The sequence below is a fragment of the uncultured Psychrobacter sp. genome (genome assembly GCF_947495825.1).
Lineage (GTDB): Bacteria > Pseudomonadota > Gammaproteobacteria > Pseudomonadales > Moraxellaceae > Psychrobacter.
The window spans coordinates 122,470-139,195 of the sequence record NZ_CANMAH010000005.1 but is presented as its reverse complement, the minus strand read 5'-3'; the positions used below and the strand labels follow the sequence as shown (position 1 = coordinate 139,195).

The 16,726-nt window shown below is 41.6% G+C and carries 15 protein-coding genes; 3 read left to right on the top strand and 12 right to left on the bottom strand.

Annotation, left to right across the window (positions count from 1 at the left end; genetic code table 11):
- The first annotated feature begins 309 nt into the window (after positions 1-309).
- Together Q0895_RS07360 and Q0895_RS07355 are read left to right on the top strand one after the other, a co-directional pair.
- A complete protein-coding gene (locus tag Q0895_RS07360; RefSeq protein WP_058369384.1) occupies positions 310-621 on the top strand; it encodes a YhbY family RNA-binding protein in 312 nt (103 codons plus the stop codon).
- Between the two features lie 142 nt (positions 622-763).
- The gene (locus tag Q0895_RS07355) at positions 764-1,525 is read left to right on the top strand and encodes a hypothetical protein (protein WP_299187133.1); all 762 of its coding nucleotides are present in this window, start codon (positions 764-766) and stop codon (positions 1,523-1,525) included.
- A 171-nt stretch (positions 1,526-1,696) separates the two neighbouring features.
- Here the strand turns inward: Q0895_RS07355 and Q0895_RS07350 are convergent, their stop codons facing one another.
- The gene (locus Q0895_RS07350) at positions 1,697-2,425 is read right to left on the bottom strand and encodes a CHAP domain-containing protein (protein ID WP_299187132.1); all 729 of its coding nucleotides are present in this window, start codon (positions 2,423-2,425) and stop codon (positions 1,697-1,699) included.
- 151 nt (positions 2,426-2,576) lie between these two features.
- On the opposite strand from Q0895_RS07350, the gene Q0895_RS07345 reads away from it, so the two are divergent.
- Entirely contained in the window at positions 2,577-3,092 is a 516-nt protein-coding gene (locus Q0895_RS07345; RefSeq protein ID WP_299187131.1) for a DciA family protein, read from the top strand.
- Between the two features lie 299 nt (positions 3,093-3,391).
- On the opposite strand, the gene lpxC is transcribed toward Q0895_RS07345, so the two are convergent.
- The 11 genes from lpxC to Q0895_RS07290 all read right to left on the bottom strand — a co-directional run bounded on the left by lpxC (position 3,392) and on the right by Q0895_RS07290 (position 16,667).
- Positions 3,392-4,309: a UDP-3-O-acyl-N-acetylglucosamine deacetylase gene (lpxC, locus tag Q0895_RS07340; protein ID WP_299187130.1), complete on the bottom strand. Its 918-nt coding sequence runs from the start codon at positions 4,307-4,309 to the stop codon at positions 3,392-3,394.
- A gap of 369 nt (positions 4,310-4,678) precedes the next feature.
- Positions 4,679-5,875 (bottom strand): cell division protein FtsZ, encoded by a 1,197-nt coding sequence (gene ftsZ / locus Q0895_RS07335; RefSeq protein WP_299187129.1) that lies wholly within the window; start codon positions 5,873-5,875, stop codon positions 4,679-4,681.
- 279 nt (positions 5,876-6,154) lie between these two features.
- Complete coding sequence (gene ftsA / locus Q0895_RS07330; protein ID WP_299187128.1) at positions 6,155-7,447, bottom strand: cell division protein FtsA; 1,293 nt, start codon at positions 7,445-7,447, stop codon at positions 6,155-6,157.
- Positions 7,448-7,626: 179 nt separating this feature from the next.
- Entirely contained in the window at positions 7,627-8,403 is a 777-nt protein-coding gene (locus tag Q0895_RS07325; protein ID WP_299187127.1) for a cell division protein FtsQ/DivIB, read from the bottom strand.
- Between the two features lie 388 nt (positions 8,404-8,791).
- Positions 8,792-9,760 carry a D-alanine--D-alanine ligase gene (locus Q0895_RS07320; RefSeq protein ID WP_299187358.1) on the bottom strand — a complete coding sequence of 323 codons (969 nt, stop codon included), beginning with the start codon at positions 9,758-9,760 and terminating at the stop codon, positions 8,792-8,794.
- A gap of 155 nt (positions 9,761-9,915) precedes the next feature.
- Entirely contained in the window at positions 9,916-11,355 is a 1,440-nt protein-coding gene (murC, locus tag Q0895_RS07315) for a UDP-N-acetylmuramate--L-alanine ligase (protein WP_299187126.1), read from the bottom strand.
- 89 nt (positions 11,356-11,444) lie between these two features.
- Positions 11,445-12,530, bottom strand: coding sequence for an undecaprenyldiphospho-muramoylpentapeptide beta-N-acetylglucosaminyltransferase (gene murG / locus Q0895_RS07310; protein ID WP_299187125.1), 1,086 nt, complete (start codon positions 12,528-12,530; stop codon positions 11,445-11,447).
- 243 nt (positions 12,531-12,773) lie between these two features.
- Positions 12,774-13,739: a glutathione synthase gene (gene gshB / locus Q0895_RS07305; RefSeq protein WP_299187124.1), complete on the bottom strand. Its 966-nt coding sequence runs from the start codon at positions 13,737-13,739 to the stop codon at positions 12,774-12,776.
- Between the two features lie 125 nt (positions 13,740-13,864).
- Positions 13,865-14,593 carry an orotate phosphoribosyltransferase gene (pyrE, locus tag Q0895_RS07300; RefSeq protein WP_299187123.1) on the bottom strand — a complete coding sequence of 243 codons (729 nt, stop codon included), beginning with the start codon at positions 14,591-14,593 and terminating at the stop codon, positions 13,865-13,867.
- Between the two features lie 61 nt (positions 14,594-14,654).
- A complete protein-coding gene (locus Q0895_RS07295) occupies positions 14,655-15,692 on the bottom strand; it encodes a hypothetical protein (protein ID WP_299187122.1) in 1,038 nt (345 codons plus the stop codon).
- A 135-nt stretch (positions 15,693-15,827) separates the two neighbouring features.
- Positions 15,828-16,667, bottom strand: coding sequence for an SDR family oxidoreductase (locus Q0895_RS07290; protein ID WP_299187121.1), 840 nt, complete (start codon positions 16,665-16,667; stop codon positions 15,828-15,830).
- Between the last annotated feature and the right edge of the window lie 59 nt (positions 16,668-16,726).

Here is a 16,726-nt window from a genome sequence, read left to right as displayed (position 1 = left end):
TTAAAGACAATTTTATTTTCCGAATAAATTTAAAGACATTATTAACGATTTAGCAGCTTTATGATTCAGCAGCGTTTATAATGCAACAAGTTATTCAGTTTAACATTTTCATCACGTAAAATCGTGCAAAATGGCCCTGATATCATGCAAGATAGTCATAGATTATTTATAATGGATATTAACTTTTTAATAGTATGGTTTTAGTCATACCTTTTTTTAGATAACATTGCTTCTTATTTATTATGATTTATTATGGCAATTCAACCATTTTAGAACTGTTTTTTGTTTTTACTACAATTTAGGAATACTATGCAACTTGATAACGCTACGATTAAACGCCTAAAAGGTATTGGTCATGAGCTCAAACCCATCGTGATGATCGGTAATAATGGCATTACTCCTGCTATCACTGAAGAGATTGACCGCGCTTTAACCGATCACGAACTTATTAAGGTAAAACTACCAGCTGGCAGTAAACATGACCGTGATGTAGTCGCTACTGAGCTTGCAACCACTGCCAAAGCTAATGTGATTCATACGATTGGTCGTATGGCGTTGTTACTACGTCAGAACCCAAATGCGAATCCTAAGCTGTCAAACTTAGCACGCCACGCTCAATAACTAATATCTATGTACCACATCAAATAGATCTAGAGAATCACCACAATTATAGAAGCTGCGTTGCATCATGGCTCGTGGCTTTTATTTTATCAAATCTATATTATTGATTTTCGTTAGGTCATTTTATTAAGAAACAGCCATTATGAGCCAGCTATTTACCTTACGATTGGCAACCGAAACATTATCGGCTGATGCAGAACAAATCGGTGTGTGTATTGAGGAGCTACAAAACATACGCATTAGCGTAAAAGCTTCACTTGTGCTATCCGAACGAAAGCTTTGGTTAAGTTATCAAATCCATCTACCATCTGCTATGCTAGCTGCAAAACTGCATTGGCCTGTATGGCAACAATCACAAGTCCGTTTTACCGACTACCTGTGGCAGCGCACTTGTATTGAATGTTTTGTGAGTAGTGACATTGCCAATGAGACAACCAACTATATAGAAATTAACGCCAGTCCAAATGGACAGTATGCTCTTTATAAATTTGATGATTATCGTACGCCGTCGGTATATCCTCCCTTACCATTGACGCAAGCAGATGGCACTACAAAGGCATACATCACTTGGGCGAAGCGCCTCTCAAACCAACAGGTAGAACAGGTAAACAACCTAAAACCCCGCCCTATACTGACAAACCACTTTGTAGACTTGAGCACTACGAAATTTACTTCGCACTATCAGTATCAACGCTGTTTTGGAGTGTCTTTAGATCAGCTTTCCCTAGACAGTGATAATTGCTACTTGTCTAATGATACTGGTATAAAGCTACTACACCCATGCGTCATTCTACAGTTTGGTAAAACAAATCTATATTTTGCTCCTGCTCATGCTACTCCGCCTGACTTTCATCAACGTCGCTACTGGACACCACTAGACTTGCAAGCTGCACTCACTAAATAATTTTTACCATACAAATTAACTTTAGCCCATGGTTGACTGTTTAATCGGTTAATAGCAGATAGTTTTAGTGATTGAACCATCATAAAAATAAAAAAACTCAGCAATGTCACGAAGAGCATTACTGAGTTAGGAGAAAACACTAAATTTATAAGTTAAGCAGCCTACTTATTTTTATTTGTCAGCCATAGCTAGGTAGATACCACGCTCTGATGCATCATCAACATAACGTGAATCACGCCATGTGGTATAGCTATGTACACCACTGTAGGGGCTAATACTGTTTTGGCGGAAATCAGATACCCAGCCTGAACCATCAAAGATCTGTATATGACCATGCGGACGTTTTGAGCTGCGATCATAGACTACGACATCTCCAACTTGAGGCGTCATGTCGTTACTGATTTTAGTAAAACCTGCATTGGCAAGTGTGCCACGAGTAGCATACTGATAAGCTGAAGGGTTTGGAGTAAACTCATAACCAGCTGATTGCAAAGCTTTACGCACGTAGCGAGCACAATAACCAGAGCTTCTAGAAAGAGCAACTCTTGATGCACGAGCTGCTGCAATAGCAGGGGCTGAATTACTATCTGGTATTCTACTGCTTGCTTGCTGCTGACGCTCATAAGATAAGCGACTGGTTAATGATGCTAACTCATATTCTTTTTGTTTAGCATGAGCACTTAGGTTGTCAATAGCTTGACTAATTTCATCATTACTAAAAACATGGGCACCACTGTTAGTGCTATAGATGTTACGGCTAGAGCCGTAATTTTGAGAGACTGAAATATTTGTGATGGTATGACTCAAGGTATTATTTGGCTGAAAGTTGGTTTCGGCAGCACCACTCGTTTGTGCTAAACCCATTCCCAATACTGACAAAATTAATAAAGCTTGTTTCATAAATTTACTACCTATTGTTAATACAAGTTTGCTTGTCATCCATGACAAAACATTAATTAATTTAAAAGAAGCATCATTAAGTAACCATGATAAAATTCAGCATACTCAATTTATATATCGGCCTTTATCACCCAAAGGATGCGTAAACACGATGTCAAAAAAACAGCCTAATCAGCTTGCAAAACTTATTGATCATCAGGCATTTGCTGGTAGCGCCCTGCCTCAAGCTTTAGCTAATGATATGCAGCTTTATACACAGATGACTCATGAGTTAAAAACACTTTTAATCGACTGTCTGCCTGAAGAAATACTTGCTCACTGCTGGGTCGTTGGTTTGAACTCGGAGCAATTAACACTAAGTGTAGGCTCAGCTACTGCAGCCAATCATATTCGTTACTTACAAAGTGCATATTTACAAGTGTTGACAGAACAGTCGCTTACATTTAAACAACTTAAAAAAATCCGGGTCATAGTTTCAAAAGGCAGTTCAGATAATTCGTTATACGAACAAAAACTATCGTCAAAAATGAAAGACCTTAACTACTATAAAATCGGTAAAAATCAGGCTCTTAGCCAAAACACAAAGCGGACTATAGCACAGGCTGCAGAGCATGTCACCACAGATAAAAACCTCAAAAAAGCCCTTTTACGGCTAATAAATGAGTAAAATCCTCTCCATTACAATGTAAAGTTATGTAAATAAAAATAGTAAAACAGGTAGTTGGCGCTAGGTTTTTGTAATCTTATAAACAAAAAAAATCATCTGCCCGATAGAATCCTATTAAGGATTTTAGCTGGCAGATGATTTTTGTGAAATCTTGAGCTTCTGTATTCCGTAGGCTTCAGCGACTCAATCAAATAATATAAAACTGTATATTTACTAAAGTGATTATAATTTAAGCATCCTTATGCCCAAATTGTGTAATCTTACGTAAGTGTTGCGATACTTCGTGTATCATCCTGTATTTACCCTTCAACTATCAGACCTGTTAATGGTAAATACTCGATAGGGCAAGTTACATTGTCATCGAATGTTACAATTTCAAAGTTAGTTTCGTCTGATAAAACCTCTCGGACTAGCATATTGTTCAAGGCGTGTCCTGATTTATAAGCATTGAAACGACCGATAATAGGATAGCCAATTAAATATAGATCACCTAGAGCATCCAGTATCTTATGACGAACAAACTCATCAGCAAACCGTAGCCCCTCAGCATTTAGAATACGAGCATCATCAATGACAATTGCATTGTCCATACTCCCGCCCAACGCTAAGTTGTTTTGTCTTAGTGCTTCAATGTCTTGCAAAAAGCCAAAAGTACGGGCTTCACTTAGTTGCTCAATAAAATTTTGTGTTGAAAAATCCAATTGCGCATGTTGAAAGTCTTTATCAAACGCGGGATGATCAAAATCAATCTCAAAATTTAACTCATACCCTTCATATGGGCGCAGTTCTGCCCACTTGTCATCAACCTCTACACGCACAGGTTTGGTAATTCTCAAGAACTTTTTTAGCGCATCTTGCTCAACAAAGCCCGCTTGTAATAATAGCCCCACAAAAGGCGAGGCACTACCATCCATAATCGGTATTTCACTCGCCGATACTCTTATTAATAGATTGTCTATACCAAGTCCTGCTATCGCACTTAGTAAATGCTCCACCGTACCAACACGTGCTCCCCCAAAGACAAGATTTGATGACATCATAGTATCTTGTACTAAAAAAGCACTGGCGGGTATTGGCGCGCTACCAATGATATCAGTACGCTCAAAAACTACTCCAGTATTGATAGGTTGTGGATGAAATTCTAAATCGACAGGCTCACCACTATGCAAACCGATACCTGTAATAGCTATAGCTTTTTCTATGGTTCGTTGATTCATGGCTGCTTTCTCACATATTTTGTTACAATTACCATAGTGTACCATTAGCTAGGCTTAATCCGCTATAGTTATAGACCTGTAATTTTCTTATACTTATGATTTATATAATAAATAGTTATGTAGCGAGCAATGTGAAATATTTATAAAACTATTTGTAAATGCTTATGATGGTTTAGATTTTTACAAAAAAAGGGGCACATGTTCTCTTTCTCAGTTACAGACACAAAAAAACCAGCACAATGGCGCTGGTTTTTTATGTTTATCACGTTACTAATAATTTATTCATACTTCATTAACCGAGAAATAATTGTAAAAATACACATTGCGTTAATATTGTAGTAACTTAAAATAATAATCACTTAGAATAAACTACTTATTCTGTTGACGTTTTAGATAATCTTGAATGCTGTTGGTTTTAGTCTGCGGTTGCTCTTGTGCAGGCGCAGAGCGTACGCCACTATCTTGATACGTCTGATTTTGCGAATGTTTTTGGCTATTTAATGCACTGGTATGTAAATTTGGATCTACTGATTGTGTACTAGTGACTGAAGGTACAGGCTGCTGAGCTTTGGGCGCTTTCTCCATTTTCTCATCTAAGGTCAGACCTGTAGCTATCACAGTAACATGTAAGTCATCGCCCATTTCTTCATCGACAACTGAACCATAGAAAATGTTCGCTTCATCAGTATCTGTAATGCCTTCGACAATCTCACTGATCTGACTAAACTCATCTAACGATAAAGTCTCAGAAGAGATAACGTTGACCAATAGACCTTTTGCGTTCTCTAGACATAGATCATCTAATAAAGGAGACTTAATGGCTTTTTCAGTTGCTTGACGCGCACGATCATCACCGCTCGCACGTCCAACACCCATCATGGCGTGACCTTTAGCAGTCATTGCAGTACGGATATCATTAAAGTCAATATTTACAAGACCCGAACGAGCAATGGTTTCAGCGATGCCTTGTACCGCATGCAATAATACATCATCCGCTTTTTTGAATGCGTCTTTCATTGAAATATTGCCGTACACACTCATAAGCTTATCATTAGGAATAGTAATGATAGAATCAACAAAGTTAGTTAGTTGCTCAATCCCTGCTTTAGCAGATTTATTACGCTTACCGCCTTCAAACTTAAATGGTGTCGTAACTACAGCAACTGTCAATACTTCCATTTCTTTAGCAATACGAGCGATGACAGGTGCGGCACCTGTACCAGTACCACCGCCCATACCGGCCGTGATAAATACCATATCTGAGTTTTCAAGCAACGTTCGAATTGCTTCTTCTTCGCTTTCTGCCGCTTCGCGTCCGACTTCCGGATTGGCACCTGCTCCTAGACCACGGTTACTTTTAGCACCAAGTTGCAGCTTGTGCGGTACAGTCAAACGATCAAGAGCTTGTCTATCAGTATTGGCACAGATGAACGTCACACCTTTGATACCTTGTTGTACCATATGTTCTACTGCATTGCCGCCACCGCCGCCCACACCGAATACGGTAAAACGAGCTTGGCCATTGCTTTGATGCTGGTTATCATCTGGCATGGTGTATTTTGACATAAAAAAGATTCTCCAGTTGCAGATAGCGTGATGGTCGATACGTGACAACGCACTCGCATAAAGTACTATCGACTTACTATATATAAATACTTACAAATAAAATAAAAAAGTTAAGATTTAATGAATATGCATTAAACTTCTATTTAAACATTTTACGCTAATAATGTGGTTTTGCAGTACTACAATATTCCTAAAACAAATGTATCAAACGTTGACTTGCAGTAGCGCACAACAAGCCCATTTAAATACTTATGTTTTAAAATACTTTATTTTAAACTCTTAAAGTATTTTTTTTAGGACGCTGGTAAAACGTTGACCGACACTTTGGAACGTCCCTTTTAGGCGGCCTTGTTTAATAGCATCAGGTTCACTTTGTTCACTATGGCGAAACTGTTCGCTTTGACTATATAACAAAGTACCAAATGCTGTTTGATAAGCACGGTTATTTACCTGCATACTTAACTGCTTGAACGACTCTTCATTATCAAAATGGTTATAGGCAGTAATAGCAGGATGAGTATTAGATAATACTACAGGCATTTTTAACAGCCTTTTAGCAAAAGGTATCATACCTTTAATGGTACTGCCACCACCGTTAAGTACAATCCCTCGATCAATATAACCTAAAAGCTCTGCTTCATGAAGCTGTCGAATAACTTCAGTGAATATCTGTATATAACGAGCCTCGACAATGCGAGCTAGATTATAAAGACTGACATTGACCTCATCACCTGAACCTTGTGGTTTGAAGATGAAGAATGAGCTTGGATCTATGCTATTTATGTCTACTGTACCATGTGATTTTTTAAGCTTTTCAGCTTCTATCATAGAAATACCGATATCCGCTGAAATATCCATAGTTACTTCATGACTACCACTGGCTATACAGTGGGTAAAAATGAGTTTATTTTCTTTGTATACACAAATACTAGTAGTACTTGCACCTATGTCTACTAGACAAACACCTTGCTGTCGCTCTTCGTTCATCAGGCTATATTCGGCACTCGTTACTGCATCAAAAACAATATGATCGATACCGACATCACAGCCCTGCAATAGCTTTTGTATATTTTGACGACTGGAGACTGGCATCATCATCATGTGATACATGACGGTGATATCTTTTGCGATCATCTCGATAGCATCATCAACCATTGTATCTTGTTCATCGATGTAGATACCTTGCTGACAACAATGCATTAGATAGTAATCAGATGGCAAATCTTGTGACTTGGCATTAGATAACGCTTGTACCATATCTCTTGCGCGAACCGTCTCTTCTTCGACCGCAACACTACCAATGCTATTTTTACTAGACAATTCAGGCGTAGCGAGTGTCAGCCATACACTATGCACACGACAATTCGCCATATCCTCAGCATCTTGAATGGCTTGTTTGATTGCACCTTGTAAGCGTTCGCGATGTTTAATTTGGCCTTGGTAAAAATCACTATTTTTGACTTGTCCAACACCCATGATACGTATGTCTTTTGCAGACACAACGCTACCAATCACTACATAAACTGCAGTGGCACTTAGATGGACAACAACCAGATTTTCAGTATTTTTCATGTTACCAAACAAATTATCGCTAAATAGAAAACTATCGAATGTCTCTATTGAATCACTAGAACAGTACTATATGATTTATTCCATCATTTATAGTACAAAAATTGCGCAACTACCCTACTCATATGTCGGACTATAATATCCAACCTCTATGTTACAGGCTGGTTCGTCGACGACTCTGCTTATGGTTCATTGACCTTCCATGCTATTGTAAAACCATTTTTATAGCGTAAATCTATTGATTGCATATCTTCGCGACGATCAGCCAATTGATTGTTCAAAAGCTGGCTCAAATTAAGAAGCTTTTGTGCAGTATTTTCATTATCAACAATCACACGTAGACCATTGTCAAAGCGTACCAGCCATGTCATTCGAGGTGTTAAAATAATATCTTCTACTCGCATATCAAGCGGAACATACCAGTCATTTATTTGTTGCATTTGTTGCATAATAACGGGCGCTTGTCCTATCTCACCTTGCAATGTAGCAAACTGTGATCTGATCAACTCTTCGTTATCAGCTGGCACGAATACTGCACCTTTTGCATCAACCAAACGCTCTGTCCCAAAATTAGCTACTGCTTGTTTGGGCAGTGCAGTAATAACAATACCGCGTTGCCAGTCACGAGTCACACTAACCTCATCGACCCAAGCAAGGCCCATTGCAATATCTCGTAACGCCTGCAGGTCAGTCGTAAAAAAACTACTTACTGCTTGCTGGTTCATGGTTTGTTGTAATGCTTGATGTTGAGCAATAGACAAATCTTGTGTATCAACGTGGATAGCAGCTGGCGGTGCATCACGTAACGCTTTACCACCCATAAGTAGTATTAACAACAACAACCCTATTACGAGTGTCGTAAAAAAATATTTTAACCATGCAGGTATTTGTAAGTTAGATCTTGGGCGACGGGCATCATCACTCATCAAGTCAGTTGTTCCATTGACAGTTTGAGCCATAGCCGCATTTGCCCCTATACTTTTTATATGTTGTTAACTTAATAAATATTTGATTGAATAACTGTTATTCCAATAAACACCTTTTATCATGGCTTTATCATTTTGTATAACAAAAAATGCTTAAAATGAGCTGAATATCATCAACATAAGCCAATCATCACAATCTTAACGTATTTTGATGGTAAACAATAGCCTAACCCATGCTGCAGCCAGTGTTTTTACACAAGTTTACATGAAGCTGTGTTATAGCAGGGCTAGTGATACAATATGGATTGACATTATATCCGTTTTGTTCAATACAGTACTAGAAATATTAATAATTTAGTTTAATAAACTGTAATAAATTTTATTTTTCATAAAACAATCCATAATAAGTAATCTCTACCTATTAAAGTGTTTGTGCCAATATATGCCAGCATAACTTGTCAAAGTCCATGCCACGAGCTTTGGCTGCCATAGGAACCAAACTGTGACTGGTCATACCAGGTACGGTATTGATTTCAAGTAGCCAAAAGTTGCCCGCCTCGTCTTGCATAGCATCAATACGTCCCCAGCCTTTTGCATCAACCGCACGGAACGCTGCAAGACTTAACGCCTGTAAATGCTTCTCGTCAGCATCGCTCAAGCCGCACGGAATATAATAACTGGTATCGTTACGATTATACTTGGCTTCAAAATCATAAAAATTGGTAATATCAGCAGGCTCAAGACGTATCACTGGATAAGCTTCATCATCAATGATGACAATCGTAAACTCGCGACCAGTAATCCAGCGCTCGGCCATCACCGCATCACCGCACTGCACTGCTGTTGCGTATGCTGCAGGCAACTCATCGAGGTTATTAACCTTGGTCATACCAATACTTGAACCTTCATGAACAGGTTTGATGATAAGTGGAAGTCCAAGCATATTGACCACTTGCTGCCAGTCGGTATCGGCGGTCAGCAAGGAAAATGGCGCTGTCGATAAACCGCATCCTTGCCATAATTGCTTGGTACGAACTTTATCCATACCCAGTGCCGATGCCAAAATACCTGAGCCTGTCTGCGGAATATCGAACCACTGCAGCACACCTTGTAGTAAACCATCTTCGCCGCCGCGACCATGCAACACATTAAACACGCGATCATATCCACGAAGCTCAGTAACATCTTGGTGTTTAGGGTCAAAATGAGTGGCATCAACGCCTTGGTTTTGCAAAGCCTGCAATACCGCTGCGCCACTGTCTAGCGATACGCTACGCTCGTTGCTACTACCACCATAAACGACGGCCACCTTACCAAATTCACGAGCATCTTTGACTTTACTTGGAGTAACACTCAACGGTATGTCATGGTCTGACTGGTTATTTCCCATACCTTCTTTTTTTGCTTGCGCGGCGGCTAAAGCTGACTCTGGATTAGTGATAAAGCTTTTATTATCAGCCTCATTGTCAGTATTATTGAGAGCGCTTGTGTGTTCTTGATTGTCATTAATAGTCATGAGTACAGTTTCCAAAAATCCTTTAAGACTTACTTAAGATATAAATCATTTGCAGCCAAATCGATCGCAATTTGGCCGACGTTACCAGCGCCTTGAGTAAGAAGCATGTCGTTGGCTTTTAAAAGACGCTGCATCACAGGCGCAAGTTTGTCTTTGTCAACAATCGTAGGTTCAACTGCACCGCGAAGACGAATACTACGTGCTAGTGCTTTAGTATCAGCACCTGCAATCAAACTTTCACCTGCTGGATATACGTCCAACAATAGCAATTCATCCACACTTGAGAGCACTTCAACGAAATCATCAAAGCAATCACGCGTACGGCTATAGCGATGCGGCTGAAACAGCATCACCAAACGACGATCAGGGAAGCTTTGGCGCGCCGCTTTAATGGTGGCATCGACTTCTTTTGGATGATGACCATAATCATCAATCAATAAGACATCACCCTCATCAACAGTAACAGAGGCATGTTGCTCAAAGCGGCGACCGACGCCCTCAAATTTTTGTAGAGCACGTTCAATGGCTTCGTCATTTACCCCTTCATCGGTCGCCATAGTGATAGCAGCAAGCGCGTTGTAGACATTATGAATGCCTGGAATATTTAAGGTCAGGCGCAATGGTTCGCGGTCGCGGCGCAATACGGTAAAATGCGTCTTGGTGCCTTCACTAACCACATCGATCGCTTGCACATCATTAAACGGCTCAAGCCCAAAAGTTAATACCGGACGGCCAATATCATCAATCATCGCATACAGCTCTGGATCGTCACCACATACTACAGCTAAGCCATAAAAAGGCATGTTTTGTAGGAACTGAATGTAGGCGGCTTTTAATTTATCAAAGCTGTTTTCATAGGTTTCCATATGGTCTTGATCGATATTGGTCACAATCGCCGCCATCGGATGCAGTGATAAAAACGATGCGTCCGACTCATCTGCTTCGGCAACCAAGTAGCGGCTACTACCAAGCGCGGCATTCTTACCAGACGCATTTAGCTTACCGCCGATCACATAGGTAGGATCTAGCTGCCCCTCTGCCATCATGGTGGTTAGCAAACTAGTCGTTGTAGTCTTACCATGCGCGCCAGCAACCGCGATACCGTGGCGATAACGCATTAATTCGCCCAGCATATCTGCGCGGCGTACCACTGGCAGACGCGCTTCTAACGCCGCTTTTACTTCAGGGTTGCTACGGTCAATCGCTGAGGATACAACGATGACATCTGCATTCGAAATGTTTTTGGAATCATGACCGATCGATATCTCAATCCCAATCTGCTGTAGGCGACGAGTTACCACGCTATCAGCGATATCAGAGCCGCTAACTTTGTAGCCTTGATTATTCATCACCTCAGCGATACCGCACATACCCGAGCCGCCAATACCAATAAAATGCAAATGCTGAATACGGCGCATTTCTGGTATTTCAATCAAACGCTTAGGTAGAGCTTTTGCGGAGGTAGACATAAGGGCTTCTCTTTATTAAAGGCTAACAAATTTATTAAATTAGTTGGGGATCAATCAGTTATGAAAACAGTAGCTTCTGAAGATATAGGTTACAAGGCTTGCCAAATGATATCAGCAACTTGGCTAGTGGCGCTACGATTGGCAAGAGCATGGCCTTTTTTTGCCATCTCCAAGCAAGTATGACGATCAAGCGCTGCAAGCTCATCACTCAAACGCTGCGGTGTCAGCTCAGACTGCGGTAATAAAATCGCAGCATTCTGTGCTGTCAAAGTGCGAGCATTGGCAGTTTGATGGTCATCAACCGCGTGCGGTAATGGTACAAAAATCGCGGCAATACCGACGTTTTGGATTTCAGTAACTGTCAAGGCACCCGCTCGGCAAACGATAATATCTGCCCAATTATAAGCTGCGGCCATATCATCAATAAATGGCTGCACGGTAAACTTATGAGCGCCTAAATCCTCGTTATCATAAGCCGCTTTTGTCGCTTGCTCATTATTACGACCGCACTGATGCCGTACCTCAAAAGGACGGTTTATTAATGAGAGTGCTTTAGGGACGGTATCGTTTAATACTTGCGCGCCCAATGAGCCACCAACGACTAATAGCTTTAAAGATGAACGATCACTGATATCGTAGCGCTTAATCGGTTCAGCGACACCCGAAATAGCATTACGTACTGGATTGCCTACGGTTTCAAGTTTTGCATCTTGCTGACTGTTGGCAAATGTATCTTCAAACGCTTGTAGTACTTTAGTCGCAATCTTAGCCAAATAACGATTGCTCATACCAGCGATGGCATTTTGCTCATGAATAATTAACGGCGTATTGGTCATACGTGCTGCAATGCCGCCGGGAGCTGTGACATAGCCACCAAAGCCCACCACCATATCAATCTGATTACTACGAATAATTTTGACTGCAGCCATCGTTGCTGATAGCAAGGTAAAAGGTAATTTGGCTAAGCGCGTGATACCTTTACCGCGTAATCCCTGCATTGCAATAGGATGAAAATCATAGCCAGCTGGTTTGACCAAACCATTTTCCATACCAGCTGGCGTACCTAGCCAATGAACAATGGCACCGCGTTGGGTCAACTCCTCAGCAACTGCCAGTGCTGGGAATACATGGCCACCAGTACCAGCGGCCATCATCAATATGTGCGGTGTTTTCATGAACGCTTGCCTTTCTTGTTTGTACGAACTTATCTGTACTAAGTTATTAGGTAATAACCATCAACGTACTGACACAATCGATTCATTCTACAATGATGCTCTAAAACCTGCACATTATAGAGGAATCTACGCTGATTTATATAGCATTTTATCGTTCAGTTACTAGGTCTAATGGTCAATGCAAAACAATAAAAATGAGAGGTAATAAAAAGTTAATAGCCTCTCATTTCTAAGTTATCGTTTTTAGCAACGAGCTTCTATTGCTATCATAAAGTCTGTCGCAATGTCAGTACCACACTGGTCATCAATCTCACGTACGCAAGTCGGACTGGTGACATTAATCTCAGTAATTCGCCCACCGATCAAGTCTAAACCAACGAACATTAAGCCTTTTTCTTTGACAATAGGAGCGACCAGCTCTGCCACTTGGCGTTCAGTATCAGTAAGCGGCATAGCAACACCACTACCACCTGCGGCTAGATTACCTCGGGTCTCGCCTTTGACTGGAATACGTGCCAAGCTATAATCAACCACTACCCCATCGACGATGAGCACACGCTTATCGCCATCTTTGATCTCAGGCAAGTAACGCTGCGCCATGATTGGTAAGGTCTCAAGCTCGGTCAAAATCTCCAGCGTCACACCGATATTTGGGCTATCAGCGGTCAAGCGAAAGATACCCGTACCGCCCATGCCATCTAACGGCTTGACGATGACATCTTGCTGCTCAGCGATAAATTTGCGAATATGCGCCTGTTTGCTGGTCACAATTGTCGGACTCATATAGTCGCTAAACCAAGTGGCAAATAGCTTCTCATTACAGTCGCGAATCGCTTGTGGGTCATTGACTACCAACACGCCTGCCGCTTTGGCATGATCAAGCATGTAGGTTGCATAAATAAAGCGCATATCAAACGGCGGATCTTTACGCATCAAAATCACGTTATAGTCGCTGATTGGACCTGTCGCTTTATCACCTAACGTATAGAAGTTTTCAGGGTCACGCTTTACCGTCACTGGCTGAGTATCGACCATCAATTGACCACGATCCAACCACAGATCATGAATCTGACAATAGCCAAGCGTATGACCACGATCTTGAGCGGCCCACATCATCGCCAAGGTAGTGTCTTTTTTATAATTGACTTGCTCGATAGGATCCATGATGATGAGTATTTTTAGAGATTTTTTTTGGTTTTCTTGGCTCATGATAAGGCTCACTTACGTTATATTATGAATAGGCAATTATGGGAAGTTACAGGCATGTACAACACAAAAAACTCTAGTTATGCAGCATCAATAGTCAGGCTTTTATAACAACCCTTTGCGGCAAACTACACACCGTACTGCGCGCGGTAATGCTGCATTTTTGCAAGTTGGGTCGCGTCTTTATGCTGGCCGTTTTGTACACCACTGTCATCAGCCAAATAGCTGATTAAGTCATCCATGTTGACAAGTGCACGTACTGGCACTTCTAGCGTCGCAGCCAACTCTTGAATAGCAGAGTGCTCGCCTTGGCCTTTTTCTTTACGATCAAGCGCCACGATAATACCTGCTACGCTTGCGCCCACTTGCTCTAAAATATCAACTACTTCACGCATCGCTGTCCCAGCAGTGATCACATCGTCGAGTACCCAAACAGCTTTGCCACTGACATCAGCACCCACTAAGTTACCACCTTCGCCATGAGTTTTGGCTTCTTTACGATTATAACCCCATTTAGCATTGATACCATGATGTTGCCATAACGCTTGTGCGGTTGCGGCAACAAATGGAATCCCTTTATAAGCCGCACCAAAAATGACCAGCTCTCTCGCATCTGTGCCATTATTGCTAGCCATCTCTGCGGCCAACGCATCGGCATAACCACGCGCTAGTAACGATAACATCTCACCTGTCGCAAGTAAGCCTGCATTAAAAAAATACGGACTGATGCGGCCAGACTTAAGCACAAACTCACCAAACTTTAGGACTTGATTATCTAAAGCCAACTGGATGAATTGATGAGATGAGAAAGAGGCGTTTTGGGTATGTTGAGCATCGGGCACTGAAGCATTGAGCATTATGATATTCCTATCAGCAAAATAAAGGACAAAAAATTTGCATTATTGTACGCATTATTGATCAGCTTGACCAACCATTGATGTTGTAATCCTGCATATTAGGATAACGAGTGAGCAGTCCACTACGCGATGAGAGATTAAAATAACACTGACCATCATGACTCACCTGTATGTCCCAGCCTAAGTGGTAAGCGGCAACAACGATATGCCCTGCAAATAGTCGAATCTGACGATACTGATAACGCTTTGCTGGCTCAAGATCAAGCTGACTAAGCAAATAGCTACGGATATGCTGACAGATTTGCGCCGCGCTATAGCTATGATTGATAGTTTTGCGTGTATGACACTGCTTTAACGCATGGACAGCGACGCTACATGCCATGATGTCTGTCGCCAAATTGCCCTCACCTGTCTCAAACTGCTGTGGCTGCAAAATCACTTGCCAGTCATCGGCATAAAGGCTATTGAGTAACTCATCAGGGTTATAACGTTTGGTCAATGCACGAAACGAGGCTAAAGACGCTTTAGTATCATCGTTATTATAGCTATTACTAGAGACATTGTTGTTAGAGTCGCCATCATTTTCATTGGTTTTTATCGAGCTGTCAGCAGGTGCAAAACCATAACGATTCAGTTTTGGATAAGCCCGAAGTGCTTGATGGACATCTGACATATCTAATAACGTCATATTGCTTAGCGGTAACAGTAGCGGCTGCTCGCTATGATTTTGATAAAAATTGTCAGGAAATTCGACAAGCTTCGCCGCATTTAGTAATGATAAATGCTCAGCCAATGCCTCTGATGCAATCAGCTCCCACTTTGATAAGCTGTCATCACAAGGCTGATAGAACCGCGCAGAGTTTCCATAGAGTCGACGCAATTGACCGTTTAAGCGTCGAGCAGGCTCTGGAATATCACTTAGCGGCCGTGCAGGATCAAGTGGTGCTTGACTCGGATCAAAGTTGGGGTGCATGATCGCAGGCTGTTTGCTATCAGGCAACGTAGAGGATCGCTCAGTATTGCCTTCTGCCAGCTTACCGCCTATTGCTGCATGTTCGATACTGGGTAAGCGATTATCAGAAGTAGAAGGCTGGGTCATGTAATCTCCATAAATGATAAAAACAATAAGCGCGAAATATAGTTAACCTACTTTAAAATAAAGAACAGTAGCACGTGGCGTAGTGTAGTATCGTGCATGCCAGTTTCATTTAAGATTGACTATAGTAAGGATATTTTACGCTTGATGACGCAAAATATCACGGTAACCTACTTGCCAGTCAGGATAATCGAGCCACGCTAACGGAATGTTGCTATGCAGACGTTTACCCGTAACAGCGGTTTTTTTATCATCTATTGTAGGAGGTACTTCTCCCACTTGCTCACTGAGCCAGACACCAAGCTCATAAGTGGTGACTGGCGCATAGTCAGTGGCAATATAAAGCGGTTTTGGCGCAGCAATGCTCAAGACCTTGGCGATTATATTGATCAAGTCACAATCCATAATGCGATTGCTCCAGTGCGTCGCTGCCACTGGCTCTTTTTGTGATTCTCGAGCTTTACGCAGTCGCATGAGACGCTCGCGTCCATAAATACCACTTGGACGAATGACAATAGCGCGATCACCAAAGCCTTGTTGCAGCACCTTTTCTGCTTGCAAAATAATCTGAGAGGCTTCGCGCTCAGGCAAGGTCGGCACAGTATCTTCGTCTATCCATTCGCCATTATCTTGCCCATAAACGCCTGTTGAGGAAATAAAAACGACGCGCGTAAGATTTGGCAACTGATCAGCCAGTGCGGCTAAATGCTGAGCAATCGCCAAATAGCTGTTTTGATAGCCGCTGGTTGAATAATCATCAGGCGTGACGATAATTGCCATATGCGTAAAGTCTTGCAGCTTATCAGCGCTAAGTGTCAACGCATCTGCCTGCATAAACGTTGCATCATCATGCAAATCGTAATGTTCGCGTCTTCTGCGCGCAAGACCTGTGACCAATAAACCATCCTGAGCAAGCTTATTAGTGACTGGCAGACCAATATCACCTTGTCCGATAATCAGTAGATTTTGCGTACTCATAATGCATCCTTTGGTTGGCTGTTTTTTGTCACGATTTTTGGCGTATCTGCCAAGTATGA